Annotated in this window: 21 protein-coding genes; 11 read left to right on the top strand and 10 right to left on the bottom strand. The window is 74.1% G+C overall.

Going from position 1 to position 20,571, the window contains the following annotated elements; genetic code table 11:
* Nucleotides 1–64 precede the first annotated feature (64 nt).
* Nucleotides 65–604, top strand: a complete 540-nt coding sequence (locus tag AB0881_RS05865; RefSeq protein ID WP_366614569.1) for a YceI family protein — start codon at nt 65–67, stop codon at nt 602–604.
* A gap of 35 nt (nt 605–639) precedes the next feature.
* On the opposite strand, the gene AB0881_RS05860 is transcribed toward AB0881_RS05865, so the two are convergent.
* The 8 genes from AB0881_RS05860 to AB0881_RS05825 form a co-directional block, all read right to left on the bottom strand.
* Nucleotides 640–1,458 (bottom strand): MHYT domain-containing protein, encoded by an 819-nt coding sequence (locus AB0881_RS05860; protein ID WP_366614568.1) that lies wholly within the window; start codon nt 1,456–1,458, stop codon nt 640–642.
* Nucleotides 1,459–1,615: 157 nt separating this feature from the next.
* Nucleotides 1,616–2,827 (bottom strand): hypothetical protein, encoded by a 1,212-nt coding sequence (locus AB0881_RS05855; protein WP_366614567.1) that lies wholly within the window; start codon nt 2,825–2,827, stop codon nt 1,616–1,618.
* Nucleotides 2,828–2,930: 103 nt separating this feature from the next.
* Entirely contained in the window at nt 2,931–3,338 is a 408-nt protein-coding gene (locus AB0881_RS05850) for a hypothetical protein (protein WP_366614566.1), read from the bottom strand.
* Entirely contained in the window at nt 3,335–4,453 is a 1,119-nt protein-coding gene (locus tag AB0881_RS05845; protein ID WP_366614564.1) for a molybdopterin-dependent oxidoreductase, read from the bottom strand. Before AB0881_RS05845 ends, AB0881_RS05850 begins: the two co-directional genes overlap by 4 nt.
* Nucleotides 4,429–5,046, bottom strand: coding sequence for a methyltransferase domain-containing protein (locus AB0881_RS05840; protein WP_366614563.1), 618 nt, complete (start codon nt 5,044–5,046; stop codon nt 4,429–4,431). The genes AB0881_RS05845 and AB0881_RS05840 overlap by 25 nt, the downstream gene beginning before the upstream one ends.
* On the bottom strand, nt 5,043–5,669 hold the full coding sequence (locus tag AB0881_RS05835) for a TIGR04282 family arsenosugar biosynthesis glycosyltransferase (protein ID WP_366614562.1): 627 nt from the start codon (nt 5,667–5,669) through the stop codon (nt 5,043–5,045). The genes AB0881_RS05840 and AB0881_RS05835 overlap by 4 nt, the downstream gene beginning before the upstream one ends.
* The gene (locus AB0881_RS05830) at nt 5,666–6,328 is read right to left on the bottom strand and encodes a glycosyltransferase family 2 protein (protein WP_366614560.1); all 663 of its coding nucleotides are present in this window, start codon (nt 6,326–6,328) and stop codon (nt 5,666–5,668) included. The genes AB0881_RS05835 and AB0881_RS05830 overlap by 4 nt, the downstream gene beginning before the upstream one ends.
* Nucleotides 6,321–7,454, bottom strand: a complete 1,134-nt coding sequence (locus AB0881_RS05825; RefSeq protein ID WP_366614559.1) for an NAD-dependent epimerase/dehydratase family protein — start codon at nt 7,452–7,454, stop codon at nt 6,321–6,323. Before AB0881_RS05825 ends, AB0881_RS05830 begins: the two co-directional genes overlap by 8 nt.
* Before the next feature lie 76 nt (nt 7,455–7,530).
* Here AB0881_RS05825 and cbiT point away from each other — a divergent pair, with 76 nt between their 5' ends.
* Nucleotides 7,531–8,124: a precorrin-6Y C5,15-methyltransferase (decarboxylating) subunit CbiT gene (cbiT, locus tag AB0881_RS05820; RefSeq protein ID WP_366614557.1), complete on the top strand. Its 594-nt coding sequence runs from the start codon at nt 7,531–7,533 to the stop codon at nt 8,122–8,124.
* Here cbiT and AB0881_RS05815 read toward each other — a convergent pair.
* Nucleotides 8,121–9,161: a cobalt-precorrin-5B (C(1))-methyltransferase gene (locus AB0881_RS05815; RefSeq protein WP_366614555.1), complete on the bottom strand. Its 1,041-nt coding sequence runs from the start codon at nt 9,159–9,161 to the stop codon at nt 8,121–8,123. The two genes, cbiT and AB0881_RS05815, sit on opposite strands and share 4 nt — an antisense overlap.
* A gap of 55 nt (nt 9,162–9,216) precedes the next feature.
* Here AB0881_RS05815 and AB0881_RS05810 point away from each other — a divergent pair, with 55 nt between their 5' ends.
* From AB0881_RS05810 to AB0881_RS05800, 3 genes are all read left to right on the top strand, one after another.
* The gene (locus AB0881_RS05810; protein WP_366614553.1) at nt 9,217–9,951 is read left to right on the top strand and encodes a cobalt-precorrin-6A reductase; all 735 of its coding nucleotides are present in this window, start codon (nt 9,217–9,219) and stop codon (nt 9,949–9,951) included.
* Nucleotides 9,952–10,077: 126 nt separating this feature from the next.
* Nucleotides 10,078–11,904, top strand: coding sequence for a substrate-binding domain-containing protein (locus AB0881_RS05805; RefSeq protein ID WP_366614552.1), 1,827 nt, complete (start codon nt 10,078–10,080; stop codon nt 11,902–11,904).
* Nucleotides 11,905–12,072: 168 nt separating this feature from the next.
* A complete protein-coding gene (locus tag AB0881_RS05800; protein ID WP_366614551.1) occupies nt 12,073–13,035 on the top strand; it encodes an alpha/beta hydrolase in 963 nt (320 codons plus the stop codon).
* A 132-nt stretch (nt 13,036–13,167) separates the two neighbouring features.
* Here the strand turns inward: AB0881_RS05800 and AB0881_RS05795 are convergent, their stop codons facing one another.
* A complete protein-coding gene (locus tag AB0881_RS05795; RefSeq protein ID WP_366614549.1) occupies nt 13,168–14,496 on the bottom strand; it encodes a helix-turn-helix domain-containing protein in 1,329 nt (442 codons plus the stop codon).
* 258 nt (nt 14,497–14,754) lie between these two features.
* Between AB0881_RS05795 and AB0881_RS05790 the strand changes: the two genes are divergently transcribed.
* From AB0881_RS05790 to AB0881_RS05765, 6 genes are read left to right on the top strand one after another with little or no spacing between them, the layout of a single operon-like run.
* Nucleotides 14,755–15,555: an ABC transporter ATP-binding protein gene (locus AB0881_RS05790; protein WP_366614547.1), complete on the top strand. Its 801-nt coding sequence runs from the start codon at nt 14,755–14,757 to the stop codon at nt 15,553–15,555.
* Nucleotides 15,552–16,439, top strand: coding sequence for an ABC transporter ATP-binding protein (locus AB0881_RS05785; protein WP_366614545.1), 888 nt, complete (start codon nt 15,552–15,554; stop codon nt 16,437–16,439). Before AB0881_RS05790 ends, AB0881_RS05785 begins: the two co-directional genes overlap by 4 nt.
* Entirely contained in the window at nt 16,436–17,335 is a 900-nt protein-coding gene (locus AB0881_RS05780; RefSeq protein ID WP_366614543.1) for a branched-chain amino acid ABC transporter permease, read from the top strand. Before AB0881_RS05785 ends, AB0881_RS05780 begins: the two co-directional genes overlap by 4 nt.
* The gene (locus AB0881_RS05775; RefSeq protein WP_366614541.1) at nt 17,328–18,503 is read left to right on the top strand and encodes a branched-chain amino acid ABC transporter permease; all 1,176 of its coding nucleotides are present in this window, start codon (nt 17,328–17,330) and stop codon (nt 18,501–18,503) included. Before AB0881_RS05780 ends, AB0881_RS05775 begins: the two co-directional genes overlap by 8 nt.
* Nucleotides 18,500–19,774, top strand: a complete 1,275-nt coding sequence (locus AB0881_RS05770) for an ABC transporter substrate-binding protein (RefSeq protein ID WP_366614539.1) — start codon at nt 18,500–18,502, stop codon at nt 19,772–19,774. The genes AB0881_RS05775 and AB0881_RS05770 overlap by 4 nt, the downstream gene beginning before the upstream one ends.
* A 4-nt stretch (nt 19,775–19,778) precedes the next feature.
* The gene (locus tag AB0881_RS05765) at nt 19,779–20,540 is read left to right on the top strand and encodes a glucose 1-dehydrogenase (RefSeq protein WP_366614537.1); all 762 of its coding nucleotides are present in this window, start codon (nt 19,779–19,781) and stop codon (nt 20,538–20,540) included.
* Nucleotides 20,541–20,571: the final 31 nt, after the last annotated feature.

The raw sequence follows: 20,571 nt of genomic DNA, 5'->3' as shown, positions 1-20,571 counted from the left end.
CCCTGCCACGGCCACCCTTGGCACGGTCTCCCTGGGGCCCGGACGGGACGGCAGGCTCCTCGGCATGACGACGAACACGACCACCCTGCCGCTGAAGCAGGGCCGCTGGGACCTGGACACCGCCCACTCCTCCGCCGGCTTCGCCATCCGCCACCTGGGCATCTCCAAGGTCCGCGGCCGGTTCACCCGGCTGGACGCCGCGCTCCACGTGGGCGCGACGCCGGCCGACATCTCGATCACCGCCACCGTCGACATCGCGTCGATCGACACCGGGAACGCCGACCGCGACGCGCACGTCCTCGCGCCGGACATGCTGGACGTGGAGCGCCGCCCGACGATGGCGTTCCGGTCGACCCGCGTCTCCGGCGAAGGGGACGAATGGTCCATGGAGGGCGAGCTGACCATCGGCGAGGCCACCCGCCCGGTGACGCTGGAGGTGGAGTTCGGCGGCGCCGAGGACTCGGTCGTCGACGAGCGCCGGCACGCCGGCTTCGAGGCGCGCGGCTCGATCCGGCGCAGCGACTTCGGGCTCGACTTCGGGCACGGCATGCTCGGCGACACCGTCCAGATCGTCCTGGACGTCCAGTTCCTGGAGCCCCGCTAGCGCCGCGTCCCCGCCGGTCCGCGTCCCCGCGCCCGCTAGTGGCGGGGGTCGAAGAGGCTGCCGGGGCGTTCCCGCTCGGCGGGCGGCGGCGGGGCGGGCTCGTCGGGGCGCGGCGCGGGACCGCGGGGCTCCTCGTCGCGCGGGTTGACGGCGATGATGGCCAGCAGCAGCATCGCGACCAGGCTGATCCCGACGATCAGCGGGCCGATCAGGTCGGCGACGCGGGCGCCGCCCACGGCCGTCATGGACGGGTCGGGGTGCACGTGCACGGCGAACATGCCCGTGTAGTGCATCCCGCTCACCGCGACGCCCATGATCAGTGAGGCGCCCAGCGTCGCCCACATCCCGCGCACCCGGACGGCGAACCAGAGCGCCGCGGTCGCGGCCACCACCGCGATCAGCACGGACGCGGCCACGGTCAGCGGCGCGTACCCGATGCGGCCGGACATGTTCATCGCCGCCATGCCGAGGTAGTGCATGGCGGCGACGCCGGCCCCGGTGAACACGCCGCCGACCAGCAGCGCGCTCGTCCGGAAGCCGCCGTACCCGACCAGGAACAGCCCGGCGCCGACGACCAGGACGGCGACCAGGGCGCTGATCAGCGTGAGCGACACGTCGTACCGGATCTCCACGCCGGAGACCCGGAAGCCCAGCATCGCGATGAAGTGCATCACCCAGATGCCGGTGCCGCCGATGGACAGCGCGGCGACCGACAGCCACTGGGCCCGCGACGATCCGGTCGAGGTACGGGCGCGGGCCATGCACAGCAGGCCGAGCAGCGCGCCGACGCACGACATCGCGTAGGCCAGCACGGGGGTCAGCGCCCCGTGCGAGAAGTGATCGACATGCCCCACGTCGCCCCCCGGCGATTCCCAGCTGGCCGCACCAGAGTGAGCGATGGTGCGCGGTAACACATCTGACTACATTCGCGACTTTGGTGCACTTTCTTGCCCGGATCCGGCCAGATCCTCCCGTCCAATGGAAGGCGGCGCGCTCGCTCACCACCTGCTCTCACCAGTGCGAGAGGACGAGGGCCTGCACTCCTAAGGTGAGCGCGGCCTGGGTGGCGAGCCAGCCGCGTGCCGGAGGGGCGTGGCGGGCCGCGGCCAGGACGACCCAGGCGGCGTACGGGATCCAGATGCGTTCGACCTCACCTCTGGTCACGCCCGACAGGTCGAGCGCGAGCAGGCCGATCAGGGCGGCTCCCACCAGCCAGGCGATCGGACGGTCACGGAACGGCGCTCGCGCCAGGGCGTGCGCCGTCGCCGGCCCCACCAGGAGCGCCAGGACGGCGATGTTGGCGAACACGAAGTAGGCGTAGGAGCGCTGCGCCGATCCGCGGCTGACGGCGTACGTCTCGTGGGTCGCGGCCACCCCGTCCAGCCACCAGAACCCGCCGAGCGTGAACGCCAGAGGGACGGCGGCGGCGCAGCAGAGAAGGACGGCGAGAAACCGGCGGCTCGGCCGGGTCAGTACGACGACCGCCAGCGGGATCGCGAAGAACGGCAGCAGCCCGTAGCTCAGGTACGGCAGCGCGCCGAGCAGCAGCCCGGCCCCCGCGGCTGCGAGAAGGCCGCCTCGCCTGGCCGTGAGGGCCGCCGCCCACGCGCCGGCGCCCAGGAACAGGGCGTCCATGGAGGTGGCGATCCAGAGTGTGAGCGGCGCCAGTACCAGGAACGGCAGCGCGCGGCGCGCGGCGTCCTCGCCCGCGACGGAACGCGCGGTCATGGCGATGGCGGCCACGGAGGACGTCCCGATGGCGATGATGAACGCGGCGGACCAGCCCGTACCGCGCAGCCCCACCTCCTCCAGCGCCCATAGGACGAGCGTCGGCAGCGGCGGATGCCCCCGTATATGGGTGGTGTAGCCGTGCAGTTCCTCGGTGAACGTACGGATCCACCCGAGAGGGTCGGCGCGTACGGCACCCAACCCGGCGGGGTATTCGGTGGGCGCGTCCAGGGGCCGCCGCAAGGCGCCGAGCCCGTCGCTCAGAGCGAGCACGACCGTCCACACACTCGCGGCACCCCACGACGTCAGCAGGAGAGCGCGCCAGGACATGCGCCGTGCCGCGTACGGCAGTACCGCCACGGCGACGGCGGCCGCGCAGGCGGCCGGAACGATCTGCCACGTCAGCACGCGGAAGCGGGCGTGCAGCGGAGGGAGCTCGTCCTCGGTGGCGAGGCCCGCCCGCCGGAGCACGTACCCGACGAGGAAGGCCGCCACCACTAGAAACACCCAGACCAGGACCGCGACTCGGCCTCCGCGGCCCGGCCGTTCCAGCGAACGCCCCGCCGCCTCTTTCTCGCGGTTCGGAGGTCGCCCTCGGCTACTCACCGGTCGATTTCCGGGGACGGCGCGGGCGGCGGGCCACGAAGGCCAAGGCTGCGGTGACAGCTATGACCAGCAGGAGGTTGCGGGTGTACGGAAGGGGGAGCAGGGACGGGTTGTCGGGTCGTTCACCCAGGCCGAGGACCATGGGGAGGGCCACCAGCGTCACCGTTCCGGCGATCAGGAGCGCGGCTTGGACGCGGTGTTTCCAGGTGGCGGGCAGGCGGGTGGTCAGGGCACCCGCCAGGAGGACCACCGGGACCAGTACGGCATCGTGGACGATCGCCGCTCCCCCCAGCCACAAAGCCCAGTCGGCGGGGGCGGAATCGGTGGACGTGAGGATTCCCCACAGGCCGAAGGCGATGAGGGCGCCGCCCACGGTGCAGGCGGTGAGGCGGGCCTTCACGTGATCACCAGGCGGTGGACCCATTTCGTCTGCTGGACGCCGGGCCGGTTCGGGGCGATGAGTCGGCACGGGTGGCCGTGGTCGAGGTCGAGGGGCGAGCCGTTCAGCCTGAGGGCCAGCAGGGTCAGGGGGTCGTGCCAGTGGGGCGGGTCGACCCAGGACGTCCGGTAGAGGCCGCCGCGTTCCATCGACTCGATCCGTACGCGGGCGTCTTCGGGGGCGCCGGCCGTCCGGAGGATGTCGCGGAGGCGTACGCCCTCCCAGGTGCCGCTCGCGCTCCAGCCCTCCACGCAGGCGATGGGCAAGCGCGCGGTATGGGCGGGGAAGCGGGTGTGGAGGTCTTGCAGGGAGAAGGTGAGGTCCACAGGTCCCTGTACTTGCAGACGCCAGGACGGGCCGACTCTCGCGATGCCCGCGGCCTGCGCCGTCTTGTTCACGGGAAGGGCTTGGGGTCCTACTCCCGGACGGCGGGGAGCCAGCACGGCGAGGTCCGCTAGAGGCGTGAAGGTCTCGCCCACGGTGGTGACCGTCACCGCTCCCCCGGCGGCGGCGACCGTCAGTAGGAAGCGGCGCCTGCCGATGGTGTCTTCCGGTCGGGTCATGACCGTACGGCGTACCTTCGCCCATTCGTTCGCCACGTGGATGACCAGGGCGCCCATCAGGATGTAGGCCGTCCAGTAGTGGGCCGTAGGGAAGAAGAACGGGAACGGATACCAGTAGGCGATGTTGAACAGCCCGGTGGCGAGCTGGAAGAGGGACGCCCCCACGAGCAGGAGGATGAGCGCTCGTTCGATCGCGTGCCCTACGGAACGCACCGGTGGCCATTGCAGGAGCTTCGGGTAGACAGTCCACAGCTTGGCCAGCAGCAGCGGGATGGTCGCCAGGCCACCGATGACGTGCAGCCCCTGAGTGACGCGGTACAGGTTGACCGGACGGGACGGCCAGTACATCCAGTCCGGGGGATGCTGCATGAAGTGACTGAAGAGGCCGGTCGCGAAGGCCGTACCGAAGGAGAGCCCCAGGGCCATGCCGAGCCAGGCCGCGACGCGTTCGTCGTGCAGCGGGCTCGTGAACCGCTCCGCCGGGGGCGTCAGGGGCTCAGGGCGACGAACCACCGGTCCGCCTCCTCCCAGATCTCGGTGACGGCGGCCCCGCAACGGGCGGCGAGATCCGCCATGTCGTCCGCGGACACCCACGCCCACGGGAACCACTCCCCGACGGCCTGCCCGGTACGGAGCCGGACGCGTTCGGCGTACGAGCGCGTCCCCGGCCCCGTCACCTCGGCCAGGACGCGGCCGCCGGGCGCGAGCAGGCCCAGGACGCGGCGCAGCAGCGCGGCCGGGTCGCCGCCGATGCCGATGTTGCCGTCGGCCAGCAGGACGGTCGTCCAGATCCCGGCGCCGGGCACCGCGTCGAACACGTCGCGGCGCAGCGCCGGGCCGCCCGCGGCGACGGTGAGCGCGACCGCGTACGGCGCGACGTCGATGCCGAGCGCGAGCAGGCCGCGCTCGGTCAGCGCGACGGTGAGCCGGCCGGGACCGGAGCCGACGTCCAGCGTGGGGCCGTCGCAACGGTCGAGCAGGGCGGCGTCGCCGGGCCGCGGCGCCATCCACTCCTCGACCGGCAGCGGGCGGCGGCGGCCCGCGCCGTCCTCGACCTCGACGCCGCCGCGACCCTCCAGGGCGCGCTCGTACAGGTCCCCGATCACGGCGCGGCCCCGGCGAGGACGGCGGCGGCGAAGCGGCCGTGCGGGGCCAGCGCGGCGACCTCGGCCGCGTCGGCGGCGGTGTCCACGTCGGTCAGCCGCGGCAGCGTCGCGACGTCCAGCCCGGCGGCGCGCAGCCTCGCCAGCTGGATCCGGCCGGTGTCGGGGCGCGACATCGGCACGCCGCGCAGCAGGCCGGCGTCGGGGCGGGCGAGGCCGAGCAGCCAGAACCCGCCGTCGGCCGCCGGGCCGAAGACCGCGCCGGACGTCCGCAGCGCGCGCCCGGCCCGTTCCAGGAGGGCGGGCGTGACCTGCGGGGTGTCCATGCCGATCAGCACGATCGGGCGGCCGTCGTACGCGTCGTCGAAGGCGTGCGCGAGTCGTTCGTCGAGGCCGCCGCCGTGCTGCGGGATCACCCGCAGGCCGGGCGGCAGCCAGGACCCCGGCCGCCCCCGCAGGGCCAGGGTGCGGGCGCCGGCCGGGGTGGCGGCGACGGTGGCGAGGGTGTCGGCGAGGGCCGCCTCGGCCAGGCGGGCGGCCTCCTCGGCCGTGTAGTGCGGCGTGAGGCGGGTCTTCACCCGGCCGGGGACGGGCTCCTTGGCGATCACGAGCAGGTCGGCGGTCACGGCGCGACCTCGGCGAGGACGCGGCGCATGTCGCGGACGGCCCGGACGGTGCCGCCGACCGTTCCGGTGACCTTGGAACGGCCGCGCCGGGGCCGGTACGCGACGTCCAGCTCGGTGATCCGCCAGCCGGCCGCGGCGGCCTTCAGCACCATTTCGAGGGGGTAGCCGAAGCGGCGGTCGGCCAGCTCCAGCCCGAGCAGGCCGTCCCGGCGCGCCGCCCGCATGGGGCCGAGGTCGTGCAGGACGGTACGCGCCCGCCGGTTGAGGGAGCGCGCCAGTACGGAGTTGCCGAGGCGCGCGTGCAGGGGCCAGGCGCCGCGCCCGTGCGGGCGGCGCCGCCCCAGTACGAGCGACGGCCCATCCCCTAGCGCCCCTAGCGCGCCGACCATGCGGGGCAGCTCGCCTGGATCCAGGGAGGCGTCCGCGTCCATCACGCATACGACGTCCGCTGTGGCCGCTAGCAGGCCGGCGTGGCAGGCGGCACCGAAACCGCGTTGCGGTGCGTGCACGACGTGCGCGCCATAGGCGGACGCGACCGCCGCCGAGTCATCGGTGGACGCGTTGTCCACGACGATCGGGCGGAATCCGTCGGGCATGCGTGCCAGCACCCATGGGAGCGCCTCCTCCTCGTTGAGGCAGGGCAGGATGACGTCAACCATTCGTCCCCGCCCCCACGGCCACCCCGGCGAACCCTGCCATCCCTTCCGAGAACGGCACTTCGGCCACGAATCCGAGCTCGTCCCGCGCGCGCTTGGGGCTCGCCACGATGTGCCGTACGTCGCCCAACCGGAAGCCGCCGGTCACCTGCGGCGCAGGCCCGCCGTAGACGTCCGCCAAGGCTTCGGCCATGTCCGCGATGGAACGGGGCTCTCCGCTGGCGATGTTGTACGCGCGAAGCCCACCGGCGGCCGCGCTGGGGACGCCGGCCGTGGGGAGCGTGCCGGTGTCAGCGTGCTGCTCGGGGTCGTCGCTCGCGCCGGCCAGGTGTTCGAGGGCGAGGTGTTCGAGGGCGAGGACGTTCGCGCGCGCCACGTCGTGCACGTGCACGAAGTCGCGCCGCTGCCGCCCGTCCTCGTAGACGAGAGGCGCCTCACCCCGCTCCAAGCGCGATCTGAACAGCGCGGCCACTCCCGCGTAGGGCGTGTCCAGCGGCATCCGCGGGCCGTACACGTTGTGGTAGCGCAGTGCCGCGACCGTTCCGCCGGTCATGCGCGCCCAGGAGGCGGCGAGATGCTCCTGCGCCAGCTTCGTGTCCGCGTAGACGTTCCGCGGGTCGGGGGCCGTCCCCTCCTGGACGGCGCCGGGCTCCAGCGGCGCGCCGCACGCGGGGCAGCCGGGATCGTACCGGCCGGCCAGCAGGTCCCCCTCCGTACGGGGGCCTGGCCGCACGGCGCCGTGCGCGCGGCAGGTGTAGGCGCCCTCCCCGTACACCACCATCGAGGACGCCAGGACGAGCCGGCCGACGCGCGCCCGCGCCATCTCGGCCAGCAGCACCGCCGTGCCCTGGACGTTCGCACTCGTGTACGCGGGCAGGTCGAAGACGTCCACGCCGAGCCCGACCATCGCGGCCTGGTGGCACACCGCGTCCACGCCGCGCAGGCCGCGCGCCACCGCGGCGGCGTCCCGCACGTCCCCGGTCTCTCCGGCCTGTCCGGCCTGTCCGGTCTCTCCGGTCCCCCCGCCCGGCCTCAGGTCGAGCCCGCGCACCTCGTGGCCGGAGGCCGTCAGGGCCTCGGCGATGTGGGAGCCGATGAATCCGGCCGAACCTGTGAGCAGCACTCGCATGCGACCGAACGTAAGCGCCGGAACGCCGCCCGGCCGCGCCCTGAGGGGTTCCGTACGGACCTCGTAAGATTTGCCGATGCCCGCCGTTCCCACCGTGCCGCCGTCCCCCGTTCCCGGCCTTCCGGACGCGTCGTACGACCATGACGGCCAGCTCACCAAGCGCGAAGTGCGGGCGATCACCCTGGCCCGCCTCGCCCCAGCCCCCGGGGAGCTGCTGTGGGACGTCGGCGCGGGCGCGGGCAGCGTCGCGATCGAGTGGATGCGCGCGCACCCGGAGTGCCGCGCGGTCGCCATCGAGGACCTCCCCGAGCGCGCCGCGCGGATCACCGCGAACGCCGCCGCCCTCGGCGTCCCCGGCCTGGCCGTCGTGACCGGGACGGCACCGGCGGCGCTGGCCGGCCTGGAAGAGGCGCCGGACGCGGTCTTCGTCGGCGGCGGCCTCACCGCCCCCGGCATGATCGGCGCCTGCTGGGACGCGCTGCGCCCCGGCGGCCGGCTCGTCGCGAACACGGTCACGGTCGAGGGCGAGCGCACCCTCCTGGACGCGTACGGGCGGCTCGGCGGCGACCTGGCCCGCATCGCCGTCGACCGCGCCGCGCCGCTCGGCGGCTTCACGGCCTGGCGCCCGCAGCTCCCCGTCCTCCAGTGGGCGGCGGCCAAGCACACCTAGGGGGCGCGGCCCACGATCGTCCCGGCACGGTCGATCACGACGACGTCCACCTCGACGGGGGCGCCGCGCAGCACGTCCAGCGCGACCCCGCGCGCCCGCGCCGCGACCAGGTCACCCAGCGGCAGCCCGGCCGCGGCGCAGATCCGCAGCGCCTCCAGCGCCGTGTTCGCCGCCCGCACCCGCTCGGCCGCCTCCGGATCGGCCGCGGCGGCCAGGTCCGCCAGCAGGGCGAAGTCGACCTGGGAGCGCTTGGAGTGCAGGTCCAGATGCCCGGCCGCCAGCTTGGCGATCTTCCCGATGCCGCCCGCGATCGTCAGCCGCGGCACCGGGTGGCGCCGCACGTACTTGAGCACGGCGCCCGCGAAGTCGCCCATGTCCAGCAGCGCGTCCTCCGGGAGCCCGTGCAGCTCGGCGGCGACCCTCTCGGACGTGCTGCCGGTCGCGCCCGCGACGTGCGTGCGACCGGCGGCGCGGGCCACGTCCACGCCGCGCCGGATGCTGTCGATCCAGGCCGAGCATGAGTACGGGACGACGACGCCGGTGGTGCCGAGGATCGACAGGCCGCCGAGGATGCCGAGCCGCGGGTTCCAGGTGTGCCGGGCCAGCTCCGCGCCGCCGTCCACCGAGATCTCCACGATCGTGTCGGCGTCCCCGAGGACCTCGCGCATCATCCGGCGGGGCACCGGGTTGATCGCCGGCTCGCCGACGTCCAGCGGGAGGCCCGGCTTGGTGACCGTTCCGACGCCCGGCCCGGCGCGGAACACCACGCCCGTCCCCGGGGCGCCGTGCCGGACGGTCGCGCGGACGAGCGCGCCGTGCGTGACGTCCGGGTCGTCCCCGGCGTCCTTGACGATCCCGGCCGTCGCGGCGCCGTCCGACAGCTCCTCGACGGCGAGCGCGAACGCGGGCGTCTGCCCCTTCGGGAGGGTGATCTCGACCGGGTCGGGGAACTCGCCGGTCAGCAGCGCGCCGTACGCCGCCTTGGTCGCGGCGGTCGCGCACGCGCCGGTCGTCCACCCGTACCGAAGAGAACTCACGGCCCTACCTTGCACCCACCGCGCGTGCCGCCGGCGACCGGCCTACGCTGCTGCCGTGCGCGTCCTCCTGCTCAGCGGCACCGCCGAGGGGCGGCGGCTGGCCGGTGCGCTGGCCGGGCGGCCCGGGTTCGAGGTCGTCAGCTCGCTCGCCGGCCGCGTCGCGTCCCCGGCGGACCGCGCCGGCACGACCCGGATCGGCGGCTTCGGCGGGGCGGACGGGCTCGCCGGGTGGCTGGCGGCGGAGCGGATCGGCGCGGTGGTCGACGCCACCCACCCGTTCGCCGCGCGGATCACCGGGTCGGCGGTGACCGCCGCGCGGCGGGCGGGCGTGCCGCTGCTGCTGCTCAGGCGCCCCGGCTGGTCGGAGGGCCCCGGGGACGACTGGCGCCGCGTCCCCTCGCTGGAGGCGGCCGCCGGCGCCCTCCCCGGTCAGCGGATCTTCCTGACGATCGGGCGCCAGGACCTCGCGGCGTTCGCCCGGGACGGCCGCCGCTGGTTCCTGGTCCGCGCGGTCGATCCGCCGGAGCCGCCGCTGCCGCCGCGCGGGCGGGTGGTGCTGGGGCGCGGGCCGTTCACCGTGGCGGACGAGACCGCGCTGATGCGCGAGCACGCGATCGACGCCCTCGTCACCAAGGACAGCGGCGGTACGGCGACGGCGGCCAAGCTCGCAGCGGCACGCGTCCTGGGCCTGCCGGTGGTGATGGTGGACCGGCCTCCCGCGCCGGCCGGCGTACCGGCCGTGGCCACCGTGGACGCGGCGCTCTCCTGGCTCGGAACGATCCATACATAACGCCCTTTTCACAGCAATACGGATACGCCCGAATGGCCTAGCGAAACGGCCGCGGAATGTGTATGACTTACGTCACGCTCCCACCCTCTCCATCTCGCACTCCTCTCCACGGAAACGAGGACGGCCGTGAGCGGACCTCATCAGGCCACCGGGCACTTCGGCCGGCCCGGCCGGGGGAAGGCGGCGGTGCTCGTGCCGCTCGCGGGCGCGATCGTGCTCACCGTCCTGCTGGGGATCGGCGTGTACGCGTTCGCGTCCGCCGGCGCCACCTGCTCGGGCGACAAGGTGATCACGCTGGACGTGGCCGTGGCGCCGGGCGTCGAGCCCGCGGTGAGCGGAGCGGCCAGGCGGTTCAACGCCGACCGCAACCCGGTGGGCCTCGGCACCGCCGCCGCCAGCCCCAGGGCCGGGGGACTGCAGCAGCGGATCGGGCGGGGCGGCGCGCGGTGCGCCAAGGCCGTGGTGCGCAAGGCCGACCCGGCCGCGATGGCGGCGCTGCTGGGCGGGCAGAGCGCGGGCCCGGCCGACCGCGTGCCGGACGTCTGGATCCCCGACTCCTCGTCCTGGATCGCGATGGCGGGCCGCGGCCGGCAACCCGTCAGGATCGAGACGACCCGCACCTCGGTCGCGCGCAGCCCGATCGTGGTCGCGCTGCCCCGCACCCTGGCCGTCGCGCTCAGGGAACGCGGCATCACCGCCGCGCCGTCCTGGGACAACCTCCTCCAGGCCGCCGGCGGTACGGCGGGCGGCGCGGTGACCAAGAACCAGATGATCCCGCCCGGCACGGTACGGCTGCTGACACCCGACCCGGCCCGCGACGCCACCGGGATGAACGCGCTGATCGTCACCAACATCCTGCTGGCGAACGACCCGAACAAGGAGTCCATCTTCACCGGGATCGTCCGCACCGTGCGGGAGAGCGTCCAGCCGACCGTGCAGGCCCAGTTCGCGCGGTTCCGGCCGCAGAGGTCGGGCAAGCGGCCGATCGCGCTGGCCTCCGAGCAGGCGGTGTGGGCGTTCAACCGCACCGGCCCGGCCGAGCCGGCGGTGGCGCTGTACCCGCAGGAGGGCTCGCTCTCCCTGGACCACCCCGTCGCCATCACGACCACCGACGCGGCCCGGCGGAGCGCGGCGCGGCTGCTGGAGACGGCGCTCGCCGCCGAGGAGACCCGCACCGCCGTGCGCGGGCTGGGGTTCCGCACGCCGGACGGGAAGGCGCCGGACACGTTCGGCACGGCGACCGGCACCAGCCCGCAGCGCCCGCGCGAGCTGCCCGCGCCCAAGCCCGCCGCCGTACGGGACGTCATGCAGGCGTGGTCGCGGCTGTCGCTCGGCATCCGGATGCTCACCCTGGTCGACATCTCCGGCACCATGGCCGAGCCGATCGCGCCCGGCACGACCCGGTTGCAGGCGACCGCGCGGACCGCGCAGGGCGGGCTCAGCATGATGGCCAACGACACCGAGCTGGGCGTGTGGGAGTTCTCCACCAAGCTCCGCGGCGGCGAGGACTGGCGGGAGCTGGTCCCGGTCGGCCCGCTCGGTGAACGGATCGGCTCCGCGACGCGCCGGCAGCTCGTCCTGTCCACGCTCGGCTCGCTGAAGCCGAAGGTCACCGGCGACACCGGGCTGTACGAGACGCTGACCGCCGCGTACCGGGAGATGACCCGCACCTACAAGCCGGAGTTCGGCAACACCGTCCTGCTCTTCACCGACGGCAAGGGCAACGACGACCCGGGCGGCCCGTCGCTGCGCGAGACGCTGGCGGAGCTGCGCGAGATCGGCGACCCGCGGCGCCCGGTGCAGGTGATCATGATCGGGGTGGGCCGGAACGTGGACACCCGCGAGCTGCGGCGGATCGCCGAGGTCACCCCCGGCGGCGTGTACGTCGCCGAGAGCCCCGACCAGATCGTCAAGATCTTCCTGCGGGCGCTGTCGAACCGCATCGGCGGCTGACCCTTCTCCTGGTGATCTTCCCATCGCTCGCCGTAACGGGCGATTACACCGATGTGCGCGCGCCCGGGGCGCTTCACCATTGCCGACGTCGATACCCGCGGAGGCGGCGCCGCACCCCCGACGATCCGGCGGCCGCCGCCTTCCCATCCCGAACAGGAGTGCGTCGGCATGCAGTCCCGCAGCATCACCCCCGACGAAGCACCGTCCCTCAGAACGGGCATGTACGCCCGCCGCCGCGGCGGCCGGATCGCGGCCAAGGCGGCCCTCGCCCTCGCCTTGGCCGGCGGCACCCTGGCCGCCGTCCCGGCCACCGCGCAGGCCGCGCCCGCCGCCCCGGCGGTGCGCGCCGCCAACCCGTACGAGCGCGGCCCGGCCCCGACCGAGGCCAGCATCGAGGCCGCGCGCGGACCGTTCGCGACCTCCCAGACGAGCGTCTCCTCGCTGAGCGTCACCGGCTTCGGCGGCGGAACGATCTACTACCCGACCAGCACCAGCGAGGGCACGTTCGGCGCGGTCGCGGTCGCGCCGGGCTTCACCGCCGACCAGTCGAGCATGTCCTGGTACGGTCCACGGCTGGCCTCGCAGGGCTTCGTGGTCTTCACGATCGACACCAACAGCCGGTACGACCAGCCCGCCAGCCGCGGCGACCAGCTGGCCGCCGCGCTCGACTACCTGACCCAGCGCAGCTCGGTGCGCAGCCGGATCGACGCGACCCGGCTCGGCGTGATGGGCCACTCGATGGGCGGCGGCGGCTCGCTGGAGGTCTCCAACGACCGGCCGAACCTCCAGGCCTCGATCCCGCTCACCCCGTGGAACCTGACCAAGAACTGGTCCCGGATCCAGGTCCCGACCATGATCATCGGCGCCCAGAACGACTCGGTCGCGTCGGTGACCTCGCACTCCGAGCCGTTCTACAACAGCATCCCGGCGAGCGCGGAGAAGGCGTACCTGGAGCTGGCCGGCGCCAGCCACTTCGCGCCCAACACCTCCAACACCACGATCGCGAAGTACAGCATCTCGTGGCTCAAGCGCTTCATCGACAACGACACCCGCTACGAGCAGTTCATCTGCCCGCCGCCCAGCGGTGAGCGGGAGATCTCCGAGTACCGCAACACCTGCCCCAGCTCGTAACTCCGGAGCACGGAACGATCCGATGGCGGCCGCGCGACGCGCGGCCGCCATCGGCGCTTCCCCTCCCGGGAAGACGCGAGACCGCCCCGCCCTGAGGGCGGGGCGGTCGCCGGATTCCGGGGGCGGCCCGGGTCAGCCGTCGAGGCCGGAGCCCGGGGTGCTGTCCAGCAGCCGGACGGCGCTCAGCGCCAGCACGACCTCGGTCAGGTCGTTCGGCCGGGCGAGCTGCCGGCCGGTGAGCTGCTCGATCCGCCGCAGCCGGTTGAGCACCGTGTTGTGGTGGCAGTACAGCTTCGCGGCGGCGCGGGCGGCCGAGCCGTCGCACGCCAGCCAGGTGGTGAGCGTCGACAGCAGGACGTCGCGGTACGCGGGGTCGATCTCGTACAGCGGGCCGAGCACGGTACGCCCCAGCCGGCCGGCGAGCCGGGGCTGGGAGACCACCAGCGCGCTCGGCAGCCGGCGGTCGAGCAGCGCGATCTCGGGCTCGGCGGACCAGCAGGTGCGCAGCGCCAGCTCGGCCAGCCAGCGCGCGGTGCCCAGCTCGGCCAGCGTGAACACGATCGGGCTGACGCCGGCGTGCGCGCGCACGTGCGGGCGCAGCGTCTCGATCAGCTCGTCCAGGCTCGCGCCGCCCAGCGCCACGAGGGCGACCTGGGTGTCGGCGCGCATCCGCCAGATGAAGCGGATCGCGCCGGCGGATGAGGACACTGAGGACGCTGAGGACACTGAAGACGCTGAGGACACTGAAGACGCCGAGGACGCTGAAGACGCCGCCCCCGACGCCGGCGCCGGGCCGTCGCCGAGCGGGCCGGCCGCGCCGCCGGGCCGGTCGGGCATCTCGGACTGGCCGAGCACCACGACCGCGTACCGGCCCTGCTCGGGCAGCCCGAGCACCTCGTTGGCGGTGGCCAGCAGGCCACCGTCGACGCCGTGCCCTTCGAGCAGCGCGTCCACGACCGCCTGCACCCGCTCCTCGCTGCGGCGCAGCAGGTCGTACTCGGTGCGGTGGTACGCGGCCGCGGCCGTGCTGGACTGCTCGTCGATGGTGTACCAGGTCCGGGTCGCGTGCCGGACGAGCGTCGGCACGTGCGCGGGCTCGTCCTGGGCGACCGCCTCCACGACGGCCTCCCAGAACACCATGCCCGCCAGCCGGTACGAGCGCAGCAGCTGGTCGAGGGGCTGGCCCTGCTCGGCGCGGCGCCGGCCGAGCCGTTCGGCCCACTCCAGGTCGGTGCGGCCGCGTTCGGGGTCCAGGATGGCCTCCATGCCGTGGCCGAGCCCGACATGGCACACCTGCCACAGGTCGTCGCGCAGGCCGGACGGGCGCTCCCAGTCCTCGCCGCGCAGGATCTCGGCCACCAGCCGGTCGGCCAGGTCGGGGAGCCGGTCGGACAGCCGCGCGACCGCCTTGCGCAGGATCGCGGCTCCGGACCGGTCCGGCGACGACGTCGTGATCGCCACACGTACCTCCTCCCCTCGGGGTGGCGCCATGGTGCCATCGGGGTGCGGCGCCTGGCCAGACGCGTTCCGCTCACAACGCGCGGATTGTGGTGCCTCACAATCCGCGGGGCCGCCCGTTGCGTCGCCTCCCTCAATTAGAACGTCGCTCTAGACCGGCCTTCCGGCCGCGTGCTGATGTTTGGCTCCCCCGACTGCCCAGAGGGGCCAAAGGAGGCAAAAGGTGCGCGTTCAGCGACGCGGGCGCGGAAGGGCTCTCGCATGAGCCCCCCGGCACTGACCGTGACCGATCTGACGGTCGACTACGGCCCGGTGCGGGCCCTGCGCGAGGTCTCCCTCACGGTGCCCGAGGCCGGCTTCGCCGCCGTCCTCGGCAGCAACGGGGCCGGCAAGTCCACGCTGCTGCGCGCCGTCTCCGGCGTGCTCCCCTACCACGGCGGGACGGTGCGCTCCGGCGCGGTCACCGCGGGCGGCACGGCCCTGCACGGCCGCCGCGCGGACCAGATCGTCCGGCAGGGCGTCGTCCAGGTCCCCGAGGGCCGCGAGGTCTTCGCCCGGATGTCGGTCGCCGACAACCTGCGCGCGGGCGCGCTCGGCGCCCGCGACCGCAAGTCCGTGGCCGCCGCCCGCGAGCGGGTGCTGCGGCTGTTCCCCGTACTGGCCGAGCGCGAGAAGCAGCGCGCCGGGCTGCTGTCCGGCGGCGAGCAGCAGATGCTCGCGATCGGCCGCGCGCTGATGGCCGAGCCGCGCCTGCTGCTCCTGGACGAGCCGTCGCTCGGCCTCGCCCCCATCATGATCGGCCGGATCGCCGAGACGATCCGCGCGATCAACGGCGAGGGCATCGCGGTACTGCTCATCGAGCAGAACGCGACGCTCGCGCTCCAGCTGGCCTCGTACGCCTACGTGCTGGAGGTCGGCGCGATCGCGCTGGAGGGCCCGGCCGCCGAGCTGGCCGCGTCCGCCGAGATCAGGGACCGCTACCTGGGCGTCTCGCAGGAGGCCACCGAGGAGGAGATCGCGGCGGCCGGACCGTCGCGCACCCTCGCGAGGTGGTCCGGATGAACGACGTCGTACAGTCGGATCCCCGGTCCAACGGGCAGGGCGCCGGCGAGGCCGCCGCGCCGCCCGTCCCGGAGCTCGCCGTGAACGGGCTCACCGTCCGGTTCGCGGGGCTGACCGCGCTCGACTCGGTGGACTTCACCGTCGCGCCCGGCAGCCTGCACGCGTTGATCGGTCCCAACGGGGCGGGCAAGTCCACCTGCTTCAACGTGCTGTCGGGCGTGTACCGGGCCACAACGGGCAGCGTCCGGCTCGGTGACGCCGAGCTGACCGCGCTCAGCCCGCACAAGATCGCCGCCCTCGGCGTCGCCCGCACGTTCCAGAACATCGCGCTGTCCCCGCGGCTCAGCACCGCCGACAACCTCATGCTCGGCCGGCACCGGCTCACCCGCACCGGCTTCGTGTCGGCCGGCCTGCGGCTGCCCGCCGGGCGCCGCGAGGAGCGCCGGCACCGCGAGCGGGTCCGGGAGATCGCCGAGTTCGTCGGGATCGAGGCGTACCTGGCCACCCCGGCGGGCCTGCTCCCGTACGGCGTGCAGAAGCGGGTCGAGCTGGCCCGCGCGCTGTGCCTGGAGCCCCGGCTGCTGCTCCTGGACGAGCCCGTCGCCGGGATGAACGGCGGCGAGCGGCGCCAGATGGCCGCGCTGCTCCGCCAGGTCAGGACCGGCCTCGGGCTGTCGATCCTGCTGGTCGAGCACGACATGGACATGGTCGCGCGGCTGGCCGACGAGGTCACCGTCCTCGACTTCGGCAAGCGCATCGCCACCGGCCCGCCCGCCGCGATCCAGCGCGACCCCGAGGTGATCCGCGCCTACCTCGGCACGAGCGCCGACGACCAGCCCACCCCGGCCGCGGCCGACATCGACGAAGGGAGGACCAGCACATGACCGCGTTCGCAGAGGTCCTGGTGAACGGGCTGTCCAGCGGGGCGGTCTACGCGCTCATCGCGCTCGGCTTCGTGATCATCTTCAAGGCCACCGAGGTCATCAACTTCGCGCACCCGTCGCTGCTGCTGGCCGGCGGCTACGTGATCGCCGAGGTGCACGACGACATCGGCTTCCCGGCCGCGGTGCTGGCCGGGATCGCCACCACCGCCGTGCTGGCCGCGCTCGTGGAGGTGCTCGTCCTCCGCCGGCTCAAGGCGAGCGCGGCGGGCGGGCACTCCACGCTCAGCATCGTCACGATCGGCGTCGACATCATCCTCACCGTCGAGCTGACCCGCCGGATCGGCACCAAGGTGATGCCGCTCGGCGACCCGTGGGGCAGCCGGGTGGTGGAGATCGGCGGCGTCACGATCGCGCAGACCCGCATCGCGGCGATCCTCGTCGCCGTCATCGCGATCACCGCGTTCCTGCTGGCGTTCAAGTACACCTCGTGGGGCGTGGCGATGCGCGCCACCGCCGAGCGGCGCGAGACCGCGGCGCTGATGGGCGTGCGGCTCGGCCGGGTCTCGGCGGGCGCGTGGGCGGTGGCCGGGGCGTTCGCCGCCCTCGCCGCGCTGTTCCTGTGCGTGTTCCCGACGCCGGGGCTGGACCGCACGACGTCGTTCGCCGCGCTGAAGGCGCTGCCCGCCGCCGTCATCGGCGGGGTCGACTCCACCACCGGCGCCCTGGTCGGCGGGCTGCTGATCGGGATCACCGAGTCGGCGGTGGTCGGCTACCAGAACGACTTCGCCATCCTCGGCGGCGGCTTCGCCGAGGTCGCCCCGTACCTGCTGATGACCGTGGTGCTGCTGGCCCGGCCGGCGGGGCTGTTCGGAACGCGGGAGGCCGCCCGTGTCTAGCACCCAGGTCTCCGGCAAGCGGGGACTCGGCCGCGTCCGGCCGCCCGCCGTGCTGCTCGGCGCCGGTCTCGCCGGGCTGCTCGTCCTGCCGTTCTACGCGGGCTCGTTCTGGCTCCAGGCCGGGCTGTTCGCGATGTCGGCCGCCGTCGGCGCGATCGGCCTGAACGTGCTGACCGGCGCGGCCGGGCAGCTGTCGATCGGGCACGCGTTCTTCCTCGCGATCGGCGCGTACTCCTACGTCTGGCTGGCCGCCGAGCCCGAGACGGTGTCCGGCCACCACCTGACCGGCATGGGCCTGCCCACCGCGCTCGCCGCGCTGGTCGCCGTCGCGGTCGCCGGGATCGCCGGCGGGCTGTGCGCGCCGCTGGCCGGGCGGCTCAAGGGCGCCTCGCTCGGCGTCGCCACGCTCGCGCTGGTCTTCATCGGCCAGCACGTGCTGTTCCGCGCCGAGCCGGTCACCGGCGGCGTGAACGGGCGGACGGTGCCGCCGCTGGAGCTGTTCGGCCTCCGGTTCACCGACACGCCCGAGCAGCTGCTGATCCTCGGCATCCCGTTCGGCGGCCTGGAGAAGCTCTGGTACCTGGGCCTGGCGGTGCTCGTCGCGGCCGCCTGGTTCGCCCGCGGCGTGCTGCGCTCGCGGCCCGGCCGCGCGCTCAACACCCTCCGCGACCACGAGATCGCGGCCGGCGCGCTGGGCGTGCCGGTCGGCCGCTACCGGGCCGGCGCGTTCGTGCTGTCGTCCATGTACGCGGGGCTGGCCGGGGTGCTGCTCGCCCTGGTCTTCCAGCGCACCGTGCCCGACTACTTCGGGCTCGCGCTCGCGCTGGACTACCTCGCGATGATCGTCATCGGCGGGCTGGGGTCGGTCGGCGGCGCCGTGCTCGGCGCGGTGTTCGTCTCCATCCTGCCCCCGCTGCTGACCCGCTACGGCGGCAGCCTGCCGATGGTCGCCGAGCCGGGCGCCGCGTCCGGCCTGGCGCCCGCCGAGGCGGCCCGGCTGGTGTACGGCGCCGTGTTCGTCGCCGTACTGCTGTTCCTGCCCCGCGGCCTGCTCGGCCTGTTCCACCGCTCCCACCGTGCCCGTACCCGCCGTTCCGCCGCCGCGCCCGGGCGCGGCGGCCCCAAGAGCCCCGCCATCGTTCAGGAACCTGAGGAGCAAAAGGCATGAACGCACCGATGTACCGGCGGCGGGTCACCGCCGTCGCCGCCGCGGCCCTGTCCCTGACCGTCGCCGCCGGCGCCGCCGGCTGCAGCGGCAAGTCCACCGGCGGCGGCGACTCCGGCGGCGTGAAGACCGGCCCCGGCGTCACCAAGGACAAGATCACCGTGGCCGCGCTGACCGACATGACCGGGCCGTACGCCGCGCTCGGCAAGGGCGTCACCCAGGCCCAGAAGCTCTACTACGACCAGCTGAACGCGGCCGGCGGCGTCTGCGGCCGCAAGGTCGAGCTGGTCGTCCGCGACCACGGCTACGACGTCCAGAAGGCGCTGGCCGCCTACAGCGAGGTCGGCCCGCGCTCGGCCGCGATCCCGCAGGTCATCGGCTCGCCGGTGACGATGGCGCTGAAGCAGCGGCTGGAGAACGACCACATGCTGACCATCCCGCAGGCGTGGTCGCACACCCTGCTCGGCAGCAAGTACATCCAGCTGTCCGGCACCACCTACGACATCGACATCCTCAACGGCGTCGACTACCTGACCCGGACCCAGGGGCTGAAGAAGGGCGACAAGGTCGGCCACCTGTTCCTGGAGGGCGACTACGGCCAGAGCGCGCTCGCGGGCGCCAAGTTCGCCGCCGGCAAGCTCGGGCTCAGCCTCGTCGAGCAGCAGGTCAAGGCCACCGACGCCGACATGACCGCGCAGGTCGGCGCGTTCAAGAAGGCCGGCGTCAAGGCGATCCTGGTCAGCGTCAGCCCCAAGCAGGCCGCCTCCCTGGTCGGCGTGGCCGCGGCCGCCAAGCTGGACGTGCCGTTCGCGGCGAGCAACTCCGCGTACGCCCAGCAGCTGCTCGCCACGCCGGTCGCCCCGGCGCTGCAGAAGGACTACTACGTCATCACGGCCGCGCCGCCGTTCAGCGCCGACACCCCGGCGATGAAGAAGCTCGCGGGCGAGTACCAGATGGCGTACAAGGGCCAGCCGCTCGACTCCTCGGTCTACTCCGGCTACACCACCGCCGCCATCGTCGGCGAGGCGCTCAAGAAGGCCTGCGCGGACAAGGACCTGAGCCGGGACGGCATCGTGAACGCGCACCGCTCCAGCAAGGCGTTCGAGCTGGGCTTCGGCGGCGCGCCGATGGACTTCAGCCAGTGGACCAAGCCCGCCGCCCGGGCCAGCTACGTCGTCAAGCCCGACAAGGGCTCGGTCGGCGGCACCAAGCTGGTGGAGGAGGCCAAGGAGTCCGAGCTGGTCAAGGGATACTCCGCCCCGGCCGGCGGCTGACCCGATGACCTGGCTCAACGGCCTCACGGCCCTGGTGACCGGCGCCGCCCGGGGGATCGGCGCGGCGGCCGCGCTGCGGCTGGCCGCCGACGGGGCGTCGGTCGCCGTGCTGGATCTCGACGAGGGCGGCTGCGCCGCGACGGCCGCCCTCGTCGAGAGCCGGGGCGGCCGCGCCGTCCCGGTGACGGCCGACGTCACCGACGCGGGCCAGGTCGGCAAGGCGGTGGCCGCGGTGGTGGACGAGTTCGGCGCGCTGGAGATCCTGGTCAACAACGCCGGGATCACCCGGGACAACCTGCTGCAGAAGATGACGGAGAGCGACTGGGAGGACGTCATGGCCGTGCACCTGCGCGGCATGTTCCTCACCGCGCGGGCCGTCCAGCGGCACATGTCCGAGCAGCGCTACGGCAAGATCGTCAACCTGTCCGCCGCCACCGCGCTGGGCAACCGGGGACAGGCCAACTACGCGGCGGCCAGCGCCGGCGTGCAGGGCCTGACCCGGAGCCTGGCGATCGAGCTCGGCCCGTTCGGCATCAACGTCAACGCCGTCGCGCCGGGCTTCATCGCCACCGAGCTGACCGCCCGTTCGGCGCGCCGGCTCGGCGTCCCCCACGAGCACCTCCAGGAACGGGTCGCCGAGGGGACGCCGCTGCAGCGCGTGGGGCGTCCCGAGGACGTCGCCGCGGCCATCGCGTTCCTCGCCAGCGACCAGGCGTCGTTCATCACCGGCCAGACCATCTACCTCGACGGCGGCCTCCGCCTGTGATACGGCGGGGCCACCGGCTCGGCATCCATCC

This window comes from Spirillospora sp. NPDC029432 (assembly GCF_040703975.1).
In the GTDB taxonomy this organism is placed as follows: Bacteria; Actinomycetota; Actinomycetes; order Streptosporangiales; family Streptosporangiaceae; genus Spirillospora.
This window is presented reverse-complemented; position numbering and strand designations above follow the sequence as displayed.

Excerpts from the sequence above, each read along its gene's own strand:
- AB0881_RS05865 (WP_366614569.1), top strand. The coding sequence starts at position 65 with ATGACGACGAACACGACCACCCTGCCGCTGAAGCAGGGCCGCTGGGAC.
- AB0881_RS05830 (WP_366614560.1), bottom strand. The coding sequence starts at position 6,328 with ATGGTTGACGTCATCCTGCCCTGCCTCAACGAGGAGGAGGCGCTCCCA.
- AB0881_RS05825 (WP_366614559.1), bottom strand. The coding sequence starts at position 7,454 with ATGCGAGTGCTGCTCACAGGTTCGGCCGGATTCATCGGCTCCCACATC.
- cbiT (WP_366614557.1), top strand. The coding sequence starts at position 7,531 with ATGCCCGCCGTTCCCACCGTGCCGCCGTCCCCCGTTCCCGGCCTTCCG.
- AB0881_RS05800 (WP_366614551.1), top strand. The coding sequence starts at position 12,073 with ATGCAGTCCCGCAGCATCACCCCCGACGAAGCACCGTCCCTCAGAACG.
- AB0881_RS05790 (WP_366614547.1), top strand. The coding sequence starts at position 14,755 with ATGAGCCCCCCGGCACTGACCGTGACCGATCTGACGGTCGACTACGGC.
- AB0881_RS05785 (WP_366614545.1), top strand. The coding sequence starts at position 15,552 with ATGAACGACGTCGTACAGTCGGATCCCCGGTCCAACGGGCAGGGCGCC.
- AB0881_RS05780 (WP_366614543.1), top strand. The coding sequence starts at position 16,436 with ATGACCGCGTTCGCAGAGGTCCTGGTGAACGGGCTGTCCAGCGGGGCG.
- AB0881_RS05770 (WP_366614539.1), top strand. The coding sequence starts at position 18,500 with ATGAACGCACCGATGTACCGGCGGCGGGTCACCGCCGTCGCCGCCGCG.
- AB0881_RS05765 (WP_366614537.1), top strand. The coding sequence starts at position 19,779 with ATGACCTGGCTCAACGGCCTCACGGCCCTGGTGACCGGCGCCGCCCGG.